The sequence below is a fragment of the Delftia sp. JD2 genome (assembly GCF_001682645.1).
In the GTDB taxonomy this organism is placed as follows: domain Bacteria; phylum Pseudomonadota; class Gammaproteobacteria; order Burkholderiales; family Burkholderiaceae_C; genus Comamonas; species Comamonas acidovorans.
In genome coordinates this window covers 157,393-173,759 of the sequence record NZ_LFJT01000002.1, presented here as the reverse complement: position 1 = coordinate 173,759, position 16,367 = coordinate 157,393, and the positions used below count along the sequence as shown (strand labels likewise).

Below are 16,367 nucleotides of genomic sequence, written 5' to 3'. Positions count from 1 at the left end.
AAAATTCAGTCAAGCTCATCTTTGTCATCATCAAAATGAACAGCATTCAACATGCAGACGGCGCGCCCCGGGCTCCGATCAACCTGCGCAGCATTGACCTCAACCTGCTGGTGATCTTCGAGGCCCTGGTGGAGGAACGCAGCGTGGGCAAGGCCGCCGCGCGGCTGGGCATCACCTCCTCGGCCGTCAGCCACGCGCTGCGCCGGCTGCGCACCCAGTTCAACGACCCGCTGCTGCTGCGCACGGCCGAAGGCATGTCGCCCACGCCCGAGGCCGTGCGCCTGGCGCGCAGCTTCCGCAAGGCCTTCAGCGAGATCGAAAGCGCCATCGAGGTCAGCAAGGGCTTCGATCCGGCCACGGCGCGGCGCAATTTCCACCTGCGCCTGTCCGACTACGTGGGCGTGCTGCTGCTCCCGCAGCTGTGCATCCATCTGCGTGCGGTGGCGCCGGGCATCAGCCTGTCGGTGCAGTCCTTCGACGGCCGCCAGCCCTCGGACCGCGTCGAGTACGAAGGCGTGGAGATACGGTTGTCCGTCTCGCGCGGTCGCTCGGTGCTGTCGGCCTCCCGGCGCCTGCTGGACGACCAGTGGATGGTGCTGATGCGCAAGGACCATCCGGCCGCCGCCTCCCCGCTCACGCTGGAGAAATACCTGGAGCAGGGCCACCTGAAGGTCACGGGCGTGGGCAGCAGCATCGTGGACGAACTCCTGGCCGAGCGCGGGCTGGCGCGGCGCGTGATGTTCCAGGTGCCCACCTGGCTGGGCATGGTGCCCGTCATCGAATCCACCGACCTGGTGGCCGCCATGCCCGCGCACTGGATGCACAGCGTGCTGTCCGGCTCCAACTGCGTGGCGCGCCCCATGCCCCTGCCCGAGCTGGCCCTGTCCATCGACGCCGTCTGGCATCCGCGCAACGACCATGACGCGGGGCACAAATGGTTCAGGGATCTGATCCACCAGATCTTCCAGGAGGCGTACAGCAAATCCCTGCTCCAGCAGCGCCTGGACAGGGCTGGCACGCGGAGCAACGCTTAACCCAGCCCTCATGCTTTTCGGTGAAGATGCGGTCTTTCCGCCGCACAAGCCATGACACCAGAACAACACACTCCAGCGCTGCAGCGCCGCAACCTCGGCCTGCTCGTGGCCGCGCAATCGCTGGGGGGCGCGTCGCCGCCCATCATCATTTCGCTGGGCGGCCTGGTCGGCCAGCAGCTGTCCACCAATCCCACGGCCACCACGCTGCCGGTCAGCATCTACCAGCTGGGCCTGGCGCTGTCCACGCTGCCCGCGGCCTGGCTGATGCAGCGCATGGGGCGGCGCACGGCCTATGTGCTGGGAGCCATCCTGGGCGTGGTCTCGGGCGTGATCGCGGCCCAGGGCATTGCACACTCCGATTTCGTGACCTTCTGCATCGGCACGGCGCTGGCGGGCTTTTACGCGGCCTGCGTGCAGAGCTACCGCTTCGCGGCCACCGACGCCATGACCGACCCCGCCGAGCAGGCGCGCGCCATCTCGCGCGTGATGATCGGCGGGCTGATCGCGGCCATCATCGGCCCGCAGGTGGTGATCTGGACGCGCGACGCCCTGCCCATGACACCGTTCGCAGGCAGCTTCTACAGCCAGGCCGTGCTCGCCCTGCTGGCCTTGCCGCTGCTGCTGGGCCTGAAGCTGCCGCCGCCCCAGGCCCGTGCCGTGGCGGGCGAGGCCCGGCCGCTGGCCGAGATTGCGCGCACGCCGCAGTTCATCGTGGCGGCTTCCGCCGGCGTGGTCAGCTACGGCCTAATGGCCTTTCTGATGACGGCCGCGCCCATGGCCATGGTGGGCTGCGGCCACACGGTGGGCGAGGCGGCGCTGGGCATCCAGTGGCATGTGCTGGCTATGTTCGCGCCCAGCTTCTTCACGGGCCGGCTGATCGCGCGCTTCGGCAAGCGCCGCATCACGGCGCTGGGGCTGGTGATGATCGCCGCCTCGGCCCTGATGGCGTTGATGGGGCTGGAGCTGCTGCACTTCTGGGGCTCCCTGGTGCTGCTGGGCGTGGGCTGGAACTTCGGCTTCATCGGCGCCACGGCCATGGTGACCGAGTGCTACCGCCCTGCCGAGCGCGCCAAGGTGCAGGCCCTCAATGACTTCCTGGTCTTCGGCACCGTGGCCGTGGCCTCGTTCGGCTCGGGCCAGCTGCTGCACACGGCCGGCTGGGACGGCATCAACACCTGGCTGCTGCCCATCGTGGGCGTGGTGCTGCTGATGCTGGCCGTGCAGGGACGGGGTCGCGGCGCGGGCGCGCCGGCCTGAAGTGTGAAGCGCATGTCGGAACGGACGCCATGCCAAGCCATCGGAAATCGTGGTCCAGACCTCTTGTGGAGAGAATCCATGCGTGAAGCCATTGCGCTGTTGTGCGGCCTGGCATTGGCAGTTCCAGCCATGGCGCAGATCTATCAATGCAGGGATCCATCCGGAGAAATGAATTTCTCCGACCGTCCATGCAACAGCGCGCAAGTCGGCGGCATGATCGAGCGCCGAAAGACGGATGCGGAGATTCTCCAGGAGCGCGCCGAGGCCGCGCGGGCCAACGAGCGCAAATACCGCCAGCAGGCCGTCGACGCACAGCGGCGCCAGATCGATAGCCAGCAGCGCATGATCGACCAGCAGGCGCAGCAGCCCACGCCTGCATCAGCCTCCCCGGGCTGCAGCCAGGCTCGCAAGGAGCTGGAATTCGTCTCCAGCATACGCAGTCTCTCCGAAGGCGAAAAGCGCATGCGCATGAATGCGCAGATCTCCAACGTGAACGCATCCTGCGGCACGAATATGCCCTTGCTCCAGGAGCCACCCAAGATTGTCCTGACCCCTCCCGCCGGCACCCGCACCGTAAAGCTCGACCGGTGCAAGGCAGACAGCTGCTTCGACATCAAAGGCAACCTCTATCGCCGGTATCGCGACACCTTGACCGCCTACAACGGGCTGATCTGCCTGCTGGAAGGCGACACGATTCGCTGCGACTGAGCAGCGCCGTCCAACCCATGATGGGCCCGCCAAGGAGGGCCTGTGCTGAACGCAGCACCAGGCTACTTGCGGCCACCCTCGGGCAGGTCCACGCGGCGGCTGCCCAGCCAGAGCACGGCCACCCAGCCCAGCAGCGCCAGGGCCAGCAGCACGGACAGATGCCATAGCGCCGCCTCCAGCGGCGCGCCTGCCTGGTTCAGGCGCAGCGAGGCCTGGATGGCCGCCGTGCTGGGCGACAGCCAGCGCAGCGCCTGCAGCAGTTGCGGCAGGGCCTCGGCCGGCCAGCTGAAGCCGCCGACGAAGGCCAGCGGGATGGAGGTGAACAGCACCACCTGCATGGCACGCTCGCGGTTGGCCAGCCACCAGCCCAGCAGCGCCGCCGCCCCCGCCACGGCCGGGACGAAGACGGCCAGCAGCGCCAGCGCGCCCCAGGGATTGCCGCCGCGCGGATAGTCGTGCCAGACGAAGATCCAACCGAAGTAGTACAGACCCGAGAGCCAGCCCAGCGTGCACAGCGCCAGCAGCCGCGCCAGCCAGGTGCGTGCCGGCGCCCTGTCCAATCCCTGCTCGCGCCAGGTTCCCACCAGCAGCGCGCCGCCCATGAGCAGCGTCTGCTGCAGGATGATGATGGCCACGGCAGCGACGACGAAGCTGCCGTAGCCTTCCGTCGGATTGAACAGGGCCTGCATCTGCAGGTTGACGGGCGAGCGGCTGGCCTGGGCCTGCAGTGCGCTCTGTCCGCCGGCCGTCAGGCGCCGCAGTTCCACCCCGGCCGAGACCGTGCCGAAGGCCTCGGCAAAGCCGTACTGCACCTGCTTGGCGGCCAGCGGGTAGGCACCGTTGGCATAGACGGGGACCACGGCCTCTTCGCTGCGCACCACGCGGCGCTTGAGGTCGCGCGGCAGCAGCGCGTAGCCCATGACGCGGCCATCCAGCAGGGCCTGCTGCGCCTGGGCCTCGTCGCCCGTGACCAGGGTCACCTCGATGCGCGGGCTGGCCTGGGCAAAGCGCAGCATCTGGCGCGCCAGGCCGCTGTCGTCGTGCTGCACCACGGCCACGGGCACGCGCTGCACGACCTCCTGCCCATAGAACCAGGGATAGAAGAAGCCGTAGAGCACGGGCGCGCCCACCAGCAGCATGAGCACGCCCACGTCGCCGAACACGGCACGCAGGGCGCTGATGAAGTCTTGCGCAAAGCCCCTGGCCATCTCAACGCCCTCCCCATTTGTCGGGGCGGGAAAGGCCGCGCGCCAGGCCTGCCGTGGCCAGCAGCAGCAACACCAGCGCGGCCAGCAATAGCCCGGCCACCACGGGCAGGCTCTGCACGATGGGCGCGCCCATCTGCAATTGCTCTATCTGCAGCCGCGCATAGTGGGTATAGGGCATGGACAGGGCCCAGGCACGTGCCGAATCGGGCATGGCCAGCAGCGGAAAACCCACGCCGCTGAACGCAAAGGCCGGCGCCGACAGCAGGCCCGCGCCCGACAACGCCGTGCGCAGCGACAGCGTGAGCGCCGCCAGCAGCGCCCCCGCCGCCAGGCTCACGGCGATCAGCAGCAGCAGGGCCAGCGCCACCCAGGCCAGGCTGGCAGCGCCCTGCCCCGGATGCCAGCCCCGTCCGGCCGTGAGCCACAGCATGGCCAGCGTACCGCCCAGGCCCAGGCTGGCCCAGGACAGCGCCAGCTTGCCCGCCAAGGCGCCCGCAATGGCGCTCCAGCCGGGCTTTCCCGGGCCCGCAGCCTCGGCCATCCACTGGCCCAGCGTGCGGTCGCGCAGCTCGCGCCCCACGGACCAGGCGCCGGCCGTCATGCCCAGGATGTGCAGCAGCGCGGGAATCAGCGCCGCCGCCAGGAACTGCTCGTAGTTGGTGGAGATGTTGAACAGCGACACCAGGTTGGTGCGTATGGGCTCCATGCGCACGCGCAGCGCCTGGGCCGGGTCGCCGCGCTTGGCACGGGCCTGCATTTCCACGCCGGCCGACAGCGTTCCCACCACCTGGCGCAGGTCGCGCTGGATCAGGCTGGAATGCGTGGCCAGCTGGGCGTTGTGCATGAGCACCACGTCGGCCCCCTGGCCCCGCTTGATGTCGCGCGCAAAGCCGGGCGGGATCTGCACCACGGCGTAGGCATTCATGGACTGCAGCGCCCATTGCGCCTCCGAGGCATTGAGCGCCTGCGACTGCACGGCCAGGCCCGGCGTGGCGTCCAGCATGCGCACCAGCTGGCGCGACAGGGCGCTGTGGTCCTGGTCCCAGACGGCGACAGGCAGGCGCTGGACCAGCCCTGCCGAGAAGATCCAGACCATGAGCAGCAGCGCCAGCAGCGGCACCCAGCTGACCATGGCCAGGTCCCAGGGCCGCCCGCGCAGCAGCCGCCATTCGCGCCGCAGGCTGGCGGCAAAGGCCGTGGGCGGGTTCGCGCTCACTGCCGCCGGCCGCTCAACGGCCGCCTTCCACGACCACGCTCATGCCGGGCCGCGCGCCTGCAATGGGCTGCTGCGGCCGCGCGCGGACCTCGAAGGTGCGCGCATCGAAGCCCTGGCCGGCGCGCGTGGCGCGCCAGGTGGCGAAGTCGGGCAGCACACCCAGGTAGTAGACCTCGAAGCCGGCCTCGCGGTTGTCCAGGCCCGGCAGGCGGCCGGTGAAGCGGCTGCCCTGGGCAAAGCGTGCAAGCTGGTCCTCGCGCACATTGAGCACCACCCACTGGTCGGCCAGGTCCACCACGGTGACCACGGCCACGCCCTGCGGGGACAGCTCGCCCTGGCGGGCCAGCACCTGGACCACCTCGCCGCCCACGGGGCTGCGCAGCTCGGTCTCGGCACGCGCGGCCTCCACCTCGGCGACCACGCCCTGCACCTGGCGTGCCTGGGCCTGGGCAGCGCTGCGATCCTCCTGGCGCGCGCCCGAAGCCGCCATTTCATACTGCGCACGCGCAGCCAGCGCCTGGTCGCGCGAGGCGCGCCAGTTGGCATCGGCTTCATCGCGCTTCTGGGCCGCAACCAGTCCCTGGTCGAACAGGCTTTGCACGCGGCGCAGCGAGGTCTGGGCCAGGTCGGCGGCCGTCTGGGCGCGCTGCCAGTTCAGGCGTGCCATCTGCACTTCCTGCGGGCGGGCGCCGGCCTGCGCCTTGTCGGCCTGGGCCTGGGCGGCATCGCGCGCGGCCTCGGCCTGGGCCAGCTTGGCGCGCACCTCGGGGCTGTCCATCTCCACCAGCAGATCGCCAGGCTGGATCTTCTGGCCTTCGGTGACGCGCACCTTGGCGATGCGCGCCGTGACCTTGGGCGCGATGTCGGTCTCGCGTGCCTCCATCTGGCCCTGGAAATACAGGGGGGCGGGCTGCGCCGCACGCCAAAAGCCCCAGGCCACGAGCAGCAGCACGGCCAGCACGATGGCCAGGGCCAGCCAGGGGCGCCTGCGCCCCGGCGGCACGGGCGCGGGGCCGGGTGCTTCGGGGGCGCTGCGGGGATGGTCGGGCGTGGCTGTGCTCATGGTGCGTCGGGTGGGATCTGTATGTCGGCCTGGGCCATGAATCGGTCGAATTCCTCGCTCTGGCCCGTGCTCTCCAGCAGTGCGGCCAGGGCCTGCACATACTGGTTGGCCAGTTCGGCACGCTGGGTCTGGACCTTGGCGAGATTGAGGCTGGCATCGATCAGGTCCAGCGTGGTGCTGGTGCCTTCCCGCAGGCCGGCCTCGCGCAGCCGCAGCAGCTCGCGCGCAAGATCCTCCTGGGCCTGCTGGGCCTGGTACTGGCGGCGTGCCTGCTCCACGCCCAGCCAGTTCTTTTCGACCAGCAGCGCGATGTCGCTGAGCGCCTGGGCTTCGGTCAGCTCGGCCTGCTCGATCTTGCGCTGCGAGGAGGCGGCCAGCGCATCGCGGTCGATGCTGTCCCACAGCGTCCAGCGCACGGCCACGCCAGCCACCCAGTTGGGCTTGCCGCTGGTATTGACCTCGCGCGAACCGAAGGCCAGCAGCTGCGGCCGGCGCAGCGCCTCCTGGGCGTCGTGCAGGGACTCGGCCTGGCGCTTCTTGGCCTGGACCTTGTCCAGACCCGGATGGTGCGACTGGGCCGTGGCGACGAAGCCGTCCAGCGGCGGCAGAGGCCGGCTGCTGACGAACAGCGGCGTGCTGGGCAGCACCTGCCGCTGCGCCTTGACCGTGCGCGCCAGCGCCGCTGCGGCCAGGTCTGCGTCGTCGCGCGATTTGCGCGCCTGCTGCTCGGCGTCGGCCAGCGCGGCACGGGCCTGCAGGCGCTCCAGCCGGGAGATCACGCCCGCCTTGAGCATGCTTTGCGCGGCCGCGTCATGCACGCGCACGCCTTCAAGCGCACGCTCGCGCAGCCGTGCGGCCCGCTCGGCCAGCTGGGCGCCGAAGTAGCGCTGCACCAGCAGCGAATGCAGGGCGTGGCTGCTGCTGGCGGCATCGGCCAGGGCTTCGTCGGTGGCAGCGTCCAGGCCACTGCGTACCGCATCGGACAGGCCGCCCAGGTACAGCGGCCAGACCAGGGACAGGCTGGCCGAGGCATTCGTGCTCTTGCGCTGCAAGGCATAGGAAGTGGGCAGTTGCGGCAGCGAGGGAATGGCCGGCCCCACCGAGGGCGGCAGCTGGCCGAGGACGCCGTCCAGGGTGCGCCGCGCAGGATCGAGATCGATGTCGGCATTGGCCGAGTAGCGGTAGCCCAGGCCCGTGATGGCCACGGAAGGCCCGCCCAGCCCCTGCGTACCCTGGCGTCTGAGCCGCGCGCTTTCCACGGCCTTGGCCGAGGCGGCCAGTTGGTCGGAGCCCTGCAGCAGCGCCTGGCGGGCCTGCACGAAGCTCATCGCGGCGGCGGCCTGGGAGGCCGGAGCCTCCCCTGCAGCCTGGGCTGCCCCTGCGACCATGCCCAGCGCCGCCAGCCACGGCACAAGGCGCGCGGGCCGCGCAAGCAACGGAAAAAACATGGAAGCGCTCAATGGCATGAATGGGGGCGCCTTGCGTGGTTCACCGATGGTGGCGAAGCTTACACGGGCTTGCAGGCGGGCCCCCGTCGGACAAGGTCCTGTGCCTTGTGCCCCCGGCACTGTGCAGCAGGGCCGATTTGCGTGGCGTTCCATCCCATTTCTGTGCGCAGGTGTCGCGCCATGCCGCTACACTGGCGCCTGCCTGCGCGAGCATGTCCTGGCGGACCTGTCCGCAGGCCTTTTTTTTCTGCCCGGCATCGGCCCGATGCCCCGACTGACCACCATGTCCACCGTCTTCAACTTCACCTTCGTCCCCTGGTTCCGGTCCGTGGCTCCCTATATCCACAAGTTCCGACACCAGACCTTTGTGGTGGGACTGACGGGCGAGGCCATCGCATCGGGCAAGCTCAGCTCCATCGTCCAGGACCTGGCCATGATCCAGGCCATGGGCGTGAAGATCGTGCTGGTCCATGGCTTCCGTCCCCAGGTCAACGAACAGCTTGCCGCCAAGGGCCATGAGGCCCAGTACTCGCGCGGCGTGCGCATCACCGACTCCGTGGCGCTGGACTGCGCCCAGGAAGCCGCCGGCCAGCTGCGCTACGAGATCGAGGCCGCCTTCAGCCAGGGCCTGCCCAACACGCCCATGGCCGGCGCACGGGTGCGGGTGATCTCGGGCAACTTCCTCACGGCGCGGCCCGTGGGCATCGTGGACGGCGTGGATTTCAAGCATTCGGGCCTGGTGCGCAAGGTCGATGTCAGCGGCATCCGCAGCGCACTGGACATGGATGCCATGGTGCTGATGTCGCCCTTCGGCTTCTCGCCCACCGGCGAGGCCTTCAACCTGAGCATGGAAGAGGTGGCCACGCGCGTGGCCATCGAACTGAAGGCCGACAAGCTGATCTTCATGACCGAGGTGCCGGGCATCCGCATGGACCCCACGGGCCCGGCCGACGAGACCAACCCCATCGACACCGAGCTGCCGCTGGCCACGGCCCGCCGCATGCTGGCCGAGCTGCCCACGCCCGAGCAGCCCACGGACACGGGCTTTTACCTGCAGCACTGCGTGCATGCCTGCGAGCACGGCGTGGAGCGCAGCCACATCCTGCCCTTCGCCATCGACGGCGCGCTGCTGCTGGAGATCTATGTGCACGATGGCATCGGCACCATGATCATCGACGAGAAGCTGGAAGAGCTGCGCGAGGCCACGCCCGACGACGTGGCCGGCATCATCCAGCTGATCGAGCCCTTCGAGAAGGACGGCACCCTGGTCAAGCGCAGCCGCACCGAGATCGAGCGCGACATCGCCCACTACACCATCATCGAACACGATGGCGTGATCTTCGGCTGCGCCGCGCTCTACCCCTATCCCAGCGCCAGGACGGCCGAGATGGCGGCCGTCACCGTCTCGCCCAAGAGCCAGGGCACGGGCGACGGCGAGAAGCTGCTCAAGCGCATAGAGCAGCGCGCCAAGGCCCAGGGCCTGGACAGCCTGTTCGTGCTGACCACGCGCACCATGCACTGGTTCATCAAGCGCGGCTTCCAGCCCGTGGACCCCGACTGGCTGCCCGAGGCGCGCAAGGCCAAGTACAACTGGGACCGCAAAAGTCAGGTCCTGGTCAAGAAGTTGTAACCCCCTGAGGCGCTGTGCGCCTTCCCCCTCACGAGGGGGGCATACGGGCGGCCGGCGACACCCTCGGTGCGGGGGCGGCGCGGCCGGCCCAGGCCCTTCCTCGGTGTCTCTCGTCTTCAGGCCGCGCCAATTTTCTGAAATCGCCCAAATCAAGCGACATGGTGGCGCAACTTAGCCTTTCACCGCGGCCTGCCAGCGTGCGGCCGCCTTGCCGGCCGCTGCCAGCGCCGCATCGCGCTGCGGCGCGTCGGCCGGGCATTCGGTGAGGTAGCCCGTCACCAGCAGCGGTGCGCTTTGCGGCGTGGGCCAGGCGATGACGGCATCGTTGGCCGTGCCGCGATCGCCGGTGCCCGTCTTTCCACCCACGCGCCAGCCGGCCGGCATGCCTGCGCGCAGGCGCTTGTCGCCCGTGCGGCTGGCCACCAGCCATTGCTGCAGCAGGGCGCGGCCATGGCCGTCCAGCACCGATCCCAGCAGCAGGCGCTGCATGCTTTGCACCATGGCCAGCGGCGTGGTGGTGTCGCGCTCGTCGCCGGGCAGGCCTTCGTTGAGCTCGGGCTCCATGCGGTCCAGGCGCGTGGTCTCGTCGCCGCTGGCGCGCAGCCACTGCGTCAGCGCCTGCGGGCCGCCGCTGGCGTCCAGCAGCAGGTTGGCGGCCGTGTTGTCGCTGAGCACCACGGCGGCCTCGCACAGTTCGGAAATGGTCATGCCGCCGCCATCACCGGCACGCGGGCCGCTGGCCGGCGAGTAGGGAACCAGCCGGGAGCTGGCGTAGTGCACGCGGCGCGACAGGCGCTCATCGCCCTGCTGCACGCGGTCCAGCACCTGGGCGGCCAGCAGCAGCTTGAAGGTGCTGCACATGACAAAGCGCTCGTCGCCGCGGTGGTCCACGCTGGCGCCCGACTCCGCCTCCAGCACGGCCACGCCGAGCCGGCCGCCCACACTTTTCTCGATGCGCGCCAGCTCGGTCCTGAAGGCCTGGTCGGCAGCCCCCTGTTTTTTTGATGGCAGGGCGCAGCCGGCCAGCCCGGCCGCCATCCAGGCGGCCGCGCCGCCCGTCATCAGAAAATCGCGTCTTTGCATTGTTTTTCCTTTTCAGTTGCAGATCGACAACCGCAACGATAGCGCCGCACCCAATCTGCGACCAGCGTGAATAATTGGCAGCATCCCTTAGAAAAACTATTGGCTCACCATGCAACTGCCCCTCAATGCCCTGCGCATGTTCGATGCGGCCGCGCGCCATCTCAACCTGACGCGGGCGGCCGACGAGCTGTGCGTGACCCAGGCCGCCGTCAGCCAGCACATCCGCAACCTGGAGGAGCGCCTGGGCAAGCCGCTGTTCCGGCGCCTGCCGCGCGGCCTGGCGCTGACCGACGAGGGCCATGCGCTGTGGCCTGCCGTGGCCGAGAGCTTTGCGCGCATAGAGCATTCGCTGCAGCAGGTGGCCGAACCGCGCCCGCGCGAGGTCCTCACCGTGGGCGTGGTCGGCACCTTCGCCATCGGCTGGCTGATTCCCAGGCTGGGCCAGTTCCAGCAGCAGCACCCCTACATCGACCTGCGACTGCTCACGCACAACAACCGCGTGGACCTGGCCGGCGAAGGGCTGGATGCGGCCGTGCGCTTCGGCGACGGCGCCTGGCAGGGCACGCGCGCCGAGCTGCTGCTGCGCGCGCCGCTGACGCCCATGTGCACCCCGGCCCTGGCCCAGCGCGTGCGCCAGCCGGCCGACCTGGCCGGGCAGACGCTGCTGCGCTCGTACCGCCTGCAGGAGTGGGAGAGCTGGTTTGCCACGCTGGACCAGAGCGCGCCGCTGGCGCGCGGGGCCATGTTCGACTCCTCGCTGACGCTGGCCGAGGCGGCCGCCCAGGGCGCGGGCGTGGCCCTGCTGCCGGCGCGCATGTTCCAGCACCTGCTGCAGCAGGGCCGGCTGGTGCGCCCCTTCGAGCAGGAGGTGGACACGGGCGCCTACTGGCTGACCCACCTGCGCTCGCGCGCACCCAGCGCGGCGCTCAAGACCTTCAGGCAATGGCTGCTGGCGCAGCTGCAATAGCCACGGACGCCCGCGGCAAGACCCGCAGGCCGCCTGACTTTGGCCCCGGCGCTATCATCTGCCGCTTTTGGCCCCTAGCCCCGTCCCCGCTCCATGACCCAGACCCTGCCGGTTCTCTACTCGTTTCGCCGCTGCCCCTACGCCATCCGCGCCCGCCTGGCGCTGGCCCATGCCGGCCTGGCCTGCGAGCTGCGCGAAATCAACCTGCGCAACAAACCGCAGGCGCTGCTCGACGCTTCGCCCAAGGGCACGGTGCCCGTGCTGGTGCTGGAGGACGGCCGCGTGATCGAGCAGAGCCTGGATGTCATGCTGCACGCGCTGCGCGCCAATGACCCGGATGGCTGGCTGGCACCGACCAGCGGTTCGCTGCCGGACATGCTGGCGCTGATCGAGCGCAACGACGGCTTTTTCAAGCACGCCCTGGACCGCTGCAAGTACCCCGAGCGCTATACGGCCGAAGAGGTCAACCACGCCCAGGCCGATGCCCTGACCTGGCTGGCCGAGCTGGACGACCAGCTGGAGGCCACCGGCTACCTGTTCGGCCAGAACCCCAGCCTGGCCGACATGGCCCTGCGCCCCTTCGTGCGCCAGTACGCGCGCATCGACGAGTCGCAATGGAACGAGCAGCCCTGGCCGCACCTGCAGGCCTGGCTGCAGCGCTGGATCGATTCGGCCCTGTTCGCCGAAGTGATGGAAACCTACCCGGGCTGGGTGCCCGGCACGCGCGGCCCGGTCTTTGCCGCCGGCGGCGTGGGCAGCGACTGACGCCTGCCCCCCCCCGTGTGCCCTGCCCCGGGTCGGCAGGGGCTGCGCAAGGCAGGCAAAGCTGGCACAGTGGCAGGCTGTTGCCAACCGCATGAGCCTTCGCCGACATGACCCTCGCCACCCTGCTCGTCTTCTCCCTGGTCGCGCTGATCGCGATCATCACCCCCGGCCCCACCGTGCTGCTGGCGCTGGCCAATGGCTCGCGCCACGGCGTGCGCCGCGCCCTGCCGGGCATGCTGGGCGCCGTGCTGTCGGACTTCGTGCTGGTCGGCGCGGTCGCGCTGGGCCTGGGCGCGCTGCTGGCGGCTTCGGAGTTCTGGTTCTCGGTGGTCAAGTGGGCGGGAGCGGCCTACCTGGCCTGGCTGGGCCTGCGCATGCTGCGCAGCCAGGGCGGATCGCTGTCGGCACCCCAGGGTGACGGCAAGGCAGAGGCCGGCGCCGACGGCTACAGCGCCCGCACCGTGCTGTTCAAATCGTTCCTGGTCGCCGTGACCAATCCCAAGGGCTACCTGTTCTGCTCGGCCCTGCTGCCGCAGTTCATCGACCCGGCGGCCGCCCAGGCGCCGCAGTACATCGCCATTGCGCTGGTGTTCGCGCTCATCGATTTCCTGGTGATGCTGGCCTATGCCTTCGCCGGATCACGCGCCGCGCGGCTGCTGCGCGGGCGGGCCGTGATGTGGCTGGACCGCCTGTGCGGCGGCATGCTGCTGGCGCTGGCAGGCTCGCTGGCCTTCTACCGCCGCGCGTCGAACTAGGCGCGCCGCCCAAGAGCCGCGCCTCCCCCACTGCGTCAGCGCGTCGTCCCCATGACATCGTCCAGCTGCAGCACGGCCGCCGCGTTGGCCGTGGTGGTGGCCAGCGTGTCGATGGCGCCGGTGCGCAGTGCGCCCAGGATGGCCGTGACCTTGCTGGATTCGGCCGCCACGGCGATGACGTTGGGTATGCGCAGCAGGTCCTCGCGGCTCAGGCCGATGACGCGGTCCTGCATGGGGGTTGCGGCCGGCTGGCCGTGGATGTCGATGAAGTCGTAGCCCATCATGTCGCCCACCGTGCCCGCGCGGCGGGCGTCCGAGATCTCCTGCGCGGAAAACCAGCCCATGCGGGCCATGTTGCTGTCCACGCTGACATCGCCCACGCCGATGAGGGCGATGTCGGCGCGGCGCGCCTTGTCCAGGGTGTGCCTGACGGTGTCGTTGTCCAGCAGCGCCTTGCGCAGTTGCGGATCGCCCACCAGGGCCGGCGCATAGAGCGATTCGGACTTGCCGCCAAAGCGCGCGGCCAGGCGGCGCGCGATGTGGTCGGCGTTCATCGCCTCCCCGCCACGGTAGGAGCCGCCGATGGCGCTGACGAAGTGGCATTCCCGCCGTGTGGCGGACAGGGCGTGCTCGGAGACCGAGGACACGTTGCGCCCCATGCCCACGGCCACGATGGAGCCATCGACCAGGATGCGCTCCAGCTCGCTGGCCACCAGGCCTGCCAGCAGTTCGCGCTGCCGGTCGGCATCCTTGTGGTCCACCGCGATCAGCGCGCGCTTGATGTGAAAGCGCTCGGTCAGCTGCCGCTCCAGGTCGGCGGACACCAGCGAATGCGGCCGCACGCGGATCTCGACAATGCCCTCTTCCTGCGCGCGGCGCAGCAGCCGCCCGACGGTGGCGCGCGAGATGCCGAACTCCTTGGACAGTTGGTCCTGCGTGCATCCATCGACGTAGTACAGGGTCGCCAGTCGCGTCAGGTCGCTTTCAGTCAAGGGTGCCTCCAAGGGTGCCGGGAAAGGCGCGCAGTGTAGCGCCGCTCACCGGGCCTCGCCAGCGTGGGGCAGCAGCAGGACCTTGACCGAGTCCATGGAATCGGCCACCCGGATGGCGCTCTCCCACTCCGACAGCGCATAGCGGTGGGTGACGATGCCCTCGGAGGTGACCAGCCCGCGCGCCAGCAGGTCGATGGCGATGGGGTAGCAATGGGCGCTGAGGTGGGCGCCGCGCAGGTCCAGCTCCTTTTCCTCGCCGATGATGGACCAGTCCACCGTGGTCTCGCGCCCGAAGACGCTGAACTCCACGAAGCGGCCGAGCTTGCGCACCAGGTCCAGCCCCTGCGTCACGCCCGAGGGCGCGCCCGTGGTCTCTATGTACACATCACAGCCATAGCCGTCGGTCAGTGCGTGCACGATGGCGCGGGCATCCTCGCGCGCGGGGTTGATGGTCACGTCGGCGCCGCAGCGGCGTGCCAGCGCCAGGCGCTGGTCCGACAGGTCCATGACCACCAGCCTGCGCGGCGTCTTCAGGCGCGCCACCTGGGCCATGAGCAGGCCCAGCGTGCCCGCGCCGGCGATGACCACCACATCGTCGAGCTGGATGTCGCCGCGGTTGACGGCATGGATGGCGCAGGACAGTGGCTCGGTGATGGCCGCATCCTCGAAGTCCACGCTCTCGGGAATCCGGTGCACCACGGCGCGGGCCGACAGGCGCATGTACTCGGCCATGCCGCCATCGGCCACCTGGCCCTGGAAGCCGTAGACATCGTGCACCTCGCACATCCAGCGAAAGCCGGTCCTGCAATAGCGGCAGGCATGGCAGGGCACGATCTGCTCGGCGATCACCCGGTCACCCAGCTGCACGCCGTGGTGCTCCTGGGCACCCTCGCCCACCTCCACCACATGGCCCCAGAACTCGTGGCCCGCGATCACCGGCGGGCGCACATAGGCGGGGCGGCCTTTTTCCGGATCTCCCCAGAAGCGCGGCGCGCCAGCCCAGCATTTGCAGTCGCCCGCGCAAATGCCGCAGGAAGCCACGCGGATGACCAGCTCGCGCGGCCCGGCCTGCGGACGCGCGACGCGTTCGAGCCGGTAATCCCTGGGGCCGTGGCAGACCACGGCCAGCATGTTCGTATCGGCGGCGTCAGGCAGGGTGTTTTGCATGGAACTCTCCCGGATTGCAGATGGTGGACAGGACGTGGGCGCAGCGCTTCATGCCCTGCGGCGCGAACTGTCGAGCAGCACGGCGCCGACGATGATCACGCCCTTGATCAGCTGCTGGTAGTACGAGGACACGCCCAGCAGGTTCAGCCCGTTGTTGATCACGCCGATGAGCAGGGCGCCGACGACCGTGCCGCCCAGGCTGCCCGTGCCGCCCGACAGGCTGGTGCCGCCGATCACCACGGCCGCAATGGCGTCCAGCTCGTAGGACACGCCGGCCTGCGGCAGCGCCGCCGTGGTGCGCGACGCCAGCAAAATGCCGGCCAGCCCCGCGAGCAGGCCGCTGACCACATAGACCAGCAGCACGATGGCGCGGGTGTTGATGCCGCTGGTCTTGGCGCTGCGCAGGTTGCCGCCCACGGCGTAGATGTAGCGGCCATACACGGTGTAGCGCAGCACGAAGGCGAACACCGCGACGGCAACGGCAAAGATCACGATGGGCATGGGCACGGGTCCCAGCTGGCCGGCGCCGATGGCAAGAAAGCCGTCGGGCAGCTCGGACACCGGCATGCCGTCGTTGTAGATGTAGGTCAGGCCGCGCGCCGCACTGAGCATGCCCAGCGTGGCCACGAAGGGCGGCACCGCGAACCAGGCCACCAGCAGGCCGTTGACGCCGCCCAGCAGCATGCCCACGCCCAGCCCGGCGCCCACGCTCACCGCCAGCCCCTGGCCATCGGCCGCCAGCCAGGCGCCGACCATGCCGGCCAGCGCCAGGATGGCGCCCACCGACAGGTCGATGCCCGCCGTCAGCACCACGCACGTCATGCCGATGGCCAGGATGCCGTTGATGGAGGTCTGGCGCAGGATGTCGGCCCAGTTGCCCCAGGTCATGAAATGGGGGTTGGCCAGCGCCAGCGCGGCGCACAGCGCAACCAGCGCGATGACCACGCCGTAGCGCTCGCGCAGGCTGCGCAGGTCCAGCGCGCGCCGCCCCAAGAGCGGCGGCGAAGATGCGGCTTGAAGATTCGTCATGGAGGACTCCCGCGTTGATGGAAGAAAGGCGTGGGGCCGGCAGGC

15 protein-coding genes are annotated in these 16,367 nt (G+C 69.7%); 7 read left to right on the top strand and 8 right to left on the bottom strand.

The genetic code is table 11. From position 1 onward, the window contains the following. Positions 1-35: 35 nt before the first annotated feature. The 3 genes from ACM14_RS01940 (at position 36) to ACM14_RS01930 (ending at position 2,999) form a co-directional block, all read left to right on the top strand. On the top strand, positions 36-1,034 hold the full coding sequence (locus ACM14_RS01940) for a LysR family transcriptional regulator (RefSeq protein WP_065345093.1): 999 nt from the start codon (positions 36-38) through the stop codon (positions 1,032-1,034). 51 nt (positions 1,035-1,085) lie between these two features. Further along, positions 1,086-2,291: an MFS transporter gene (locus ACM14_RS01935; RefSeq protein WP_013801714.1), complete on the top strand. Its 1,206-nt coding sequence runs from the start codon at positions 1,086-1,088 to the stop codon at positions 2,289-2,291. A gap of 78 nt (positions 2,292-2,369) precedes the next feature. After that, positions 2,370-2,999 (top strand): DUF4124 domain-containing protein, encoded by a 630-nt coding sequence (locus ACM14_RS01930; protein WP_065345092.1) that lies wholly within the window; start codon positions 2,370-2,372, stop codon positions 2,997-2,999. A 62-nt stretch (positions 3,000-3,061) separates the two neighbouring features. Here ACM14_RS01930 and ACM14_RS01925 read toward each other — a convergent pair whose 3' ends face one another. Genes ACM14_RS01925 through ACM14_RS01910 form a run of 4 tightly spaced genes read right to left on the bottom strand, consistent with a single transcriptional unit; the run spans position 3,062 to position 7,934 of the window. Then, entirely contained in the window at positions 3,062-4,207 is a 1,146-nt protein-coding gene (locus ACM14_RS01925) for an ABC transporter permease (protein ID WP_065345091.1), read from the bottom strand. Between the two features lies 1 nt (position 4,208). Next, complete coding sequence (locus ACM14_RS01920; RefSeq protein ID WP_047219430.1) at positions 4,209-5,423, bottom strand: ABC transporter permease; 1,215 nt, start codon at positions 5,421-5,423, stop codon at positions 4,209-4,211. Positions 5,424-5,436: 13 nt separating this feature from the next. Beyond that, entirely contained in the window at positions 5,437-6,486 is a 1,050-nt protein-coding gene (locus tag ACM14_RS01915) for an HlyD family secretion protein (RefSeq protein WP_013801710.1), read from the bottom strand. Further along, the gene (locus ACM14_RS01910; protein ID WP_065345090.1) at positions 6,483-7,934 is read right to left on the bottom strand and encodes a TolC family protein; all 1,452 of its coding nucleotides are present in this window, start codon (positions 7,932-7,934) and stop codon (positions 6,483-6,485) included. Before ACM14_RS01910 ends, ACM14_RS01915 begins: the two co-directional genes overlap by 4 nt. A 283-nt stretch (positions 7,935-8,217) precedes the next feature. Here ACM14_RS01910 and argA point away from each other — a divergent pair, with 283 nt between their 5' ends. Next, the gene (argA, locus tag ACM14_RS01905) at positions 8,218-9,564 is read left to right on the top strand and encodes an amino-acid N-acetyltransferase (RefSeq protein ID WP_012206372.1); all 1,347 of its coding nucleotides are present in this window, start codon (positions 8,218-8,220) and stop codon (positions 9,562-9,564) included. A 171-nt stretch (positions 9,565-9,735) separates the two neighbouring features. Here argA and bla read toward each other — a convergent pair whose 3' ends face one another. Then, complete coding sequence (bla, locus tag ACM14_RS01900; RefSeq protein ID WP_065345089.1) at positions 9,736-10,647, bottom strand: class A beta-lactamase; 912 nt, start codon at positions 10,645-10,647, stop codon at positions 9,736-9,738. 109 nt (positions 10,648-10,756) lie between these two features. Here bla and ACM14_RS01895 point away from each other — a divergent pair, with 109 nt between their 5' ends. The 3 genes from ACM14_RS01895 to ACM14_RS01885 all read left to right on the top strand — a co-directional run bounded on the left by ACM14_RS01895 (position 10,757) and on the right by ACM14_RS01885 (position 13,134). Further along, entirely contained in the window at positions 10,757-11,614 is an 858-nt protein-coding gene (locus ACM14_RS01895; RefSeq protein ID WP_065345088.1) for a LysR family transcriptional regulator, read from the top strand. A gap of 93 nt (positions 11,615-11,707) precedes the next feature. Further along, positions 11,708-12,379 (top strand): glutathione S-transferase, encoded by a 672-nt coding sequence (locus ACM14_RS01890; protein ID WP_013801706.1) that lies wholly within the window; start codon positions 11,708-11,710, stop codon positions 12,377-12,379. Positions 12,380-12,486: 107 nt separating this feature from the next. Next, entirely contained in the window at positions 12,487-13,134 is a 648-nt protein-coding gene (locus tag ACM14_RS01885) for a LysE family translocator (RefSeq protein WP_013801705.1), read from the top strand. 35 nt (positions 13,135-13,169) lie between these two features. On the opposite strand, the gene ACM14_RS01880 is transcribed toward ACM14_RS01885, so the two are convergent. From ACM14_RS01880 to ACM14_RS01870, 3 genes are read right to left on the bottom strand one after another with little or no spacing between them, the layout of a single operon-like run. Next, on the bottom strand, positions 13,170-14,126 hold the full coding sequence (locus ACM14_RS01880; protein WP_012206377.1) for a sugar-binding transcriptional regulator: 957 nt from the start codon (positions 14,124-14,126) through the stop codon (positions 13,170-13,172). A 45-nt stretch (positions 14,127-14,171) separates the two neighbouring features. Continuing rightward, positions 14,172-15,293 (bottom strand): alcohol dehydrogenase catalytic domain-containing protein, encoded by a 1,122-nt coding sequence (locus tag ACM14_RS01875; protein WP_065345087.1) that lies wholly within the window; start codon positions 15,291-15,293, stop codon positions 14,172-14,174. Positions 15,294-15,341: 48 nt separating this feature from the next. Further along, positions 15,342-16,322: an ABC transporter permease gene (locus ACM14_RS01870; protein WP_016448253.1), complete on the bottom strand. Its 981-nt coding sequence runs from the start codon at positions 16,320-16,322 to the stop codon at positions 15,342-15,344. Positions 16,323-16,367 lie beyond the last annotated feature (45 nt).

Excerpts from the sequence above, each read along its gene's own strand:
- ACM14_RS01870 (WP_016448253.1), bottom strand. The coding sequence starts at position 16,322 with ATGACGAATCTTCAAGCCGCATCTTCGCCGCCGCTCTTGGGGCGGCGC.
- ACM14_RS01930 (WP_065345092.1), top strand. The coding sequence starts at position 2,370 with ATGCGTGAAGCCATTGCGCTGTTGTGCGGCCTGGCATTGGCAGTTCCA.
- ACM14_RS01885 (WP_013801705.1), top strand. The coding sequence starts at position 12,487 with ATGACCCTCGCCACCCTGCTCGTCTTCTCCCTGGTCGCGCTGATCGCG.
- ACM14_RS01875 (WP_065345087.1), bottom strand. The coding sequence starts at position 15,293 with ATGCAAAACACCCTGCCTGACGCCGCCGATACGAACATGCTGGCCGTG.
- ACM14_RS01925 (WP_065345091.1), bottom strand. The coding sequence starts at position 4,207 with ATGGCCAGGGGCTTTGCGCAAGACTTCATCAGCGCCCTGCGTGCCGTG.
- ACM14_RS01935 (WP_013801714.1), top strand. The coding sequence starts at position 1,086 with ATGACACCAGAACAACACACTCCAGCGCTGCAGCGCCGCAACCTCGGC.
- ACM14_RS01915 (WP_013801710.1), bottom strand. The coding sequence starts at position 6,486 with ATGAGCACAGCCACGCCCGACCATCCCCGCAGCGCCCCCGAAGCACCC.
- ACM14_RS01890 (WP_013801706.1), top strand. The coding sequence starts at position 11,708 with ATGACCCAGACCCTGCCGGTTCTCTACTCGTTTCGCCGCTGCCCCTAC.
- ACM14_RS01940 (WP_065345093.1), top strand. The coding sequence starts at position 36 with ATGAACAGCATTCAACATGCAGACGGCGCGCCCCGGGCTCCGATCAAC.
- argA (WP_012206372.1), top strand. The coding sequence starts at position 8,218 with ATGTCCACCGTCTTCAACTTCACCTTCGTCCCCTGGTTCCGGTCCGTG.
- bla (WP_065345089.1), bottom strand. The coding sequence starts at position 10,647 with ATGCAAAGACGCGATTTTCTGATGACGGGCGGCGCGGCCGCCTGGATG.
- ACM14_RS01895 (WP_065345088.1), top strand. The coding sequence starts at position 10,757 with ATGCAACTGCCCCTCAATGCCCTGCGCATGTTCGATGCGGCCGCGCGC.
- ACM14_RS01910 (WP_065345090.1), bottom strand. The coding sequence starts at position 7,934 with ATGTTTTTTCCGTTGCTTGCGCGGCCCGCGCGCCTTGTGCCGTGGCTG.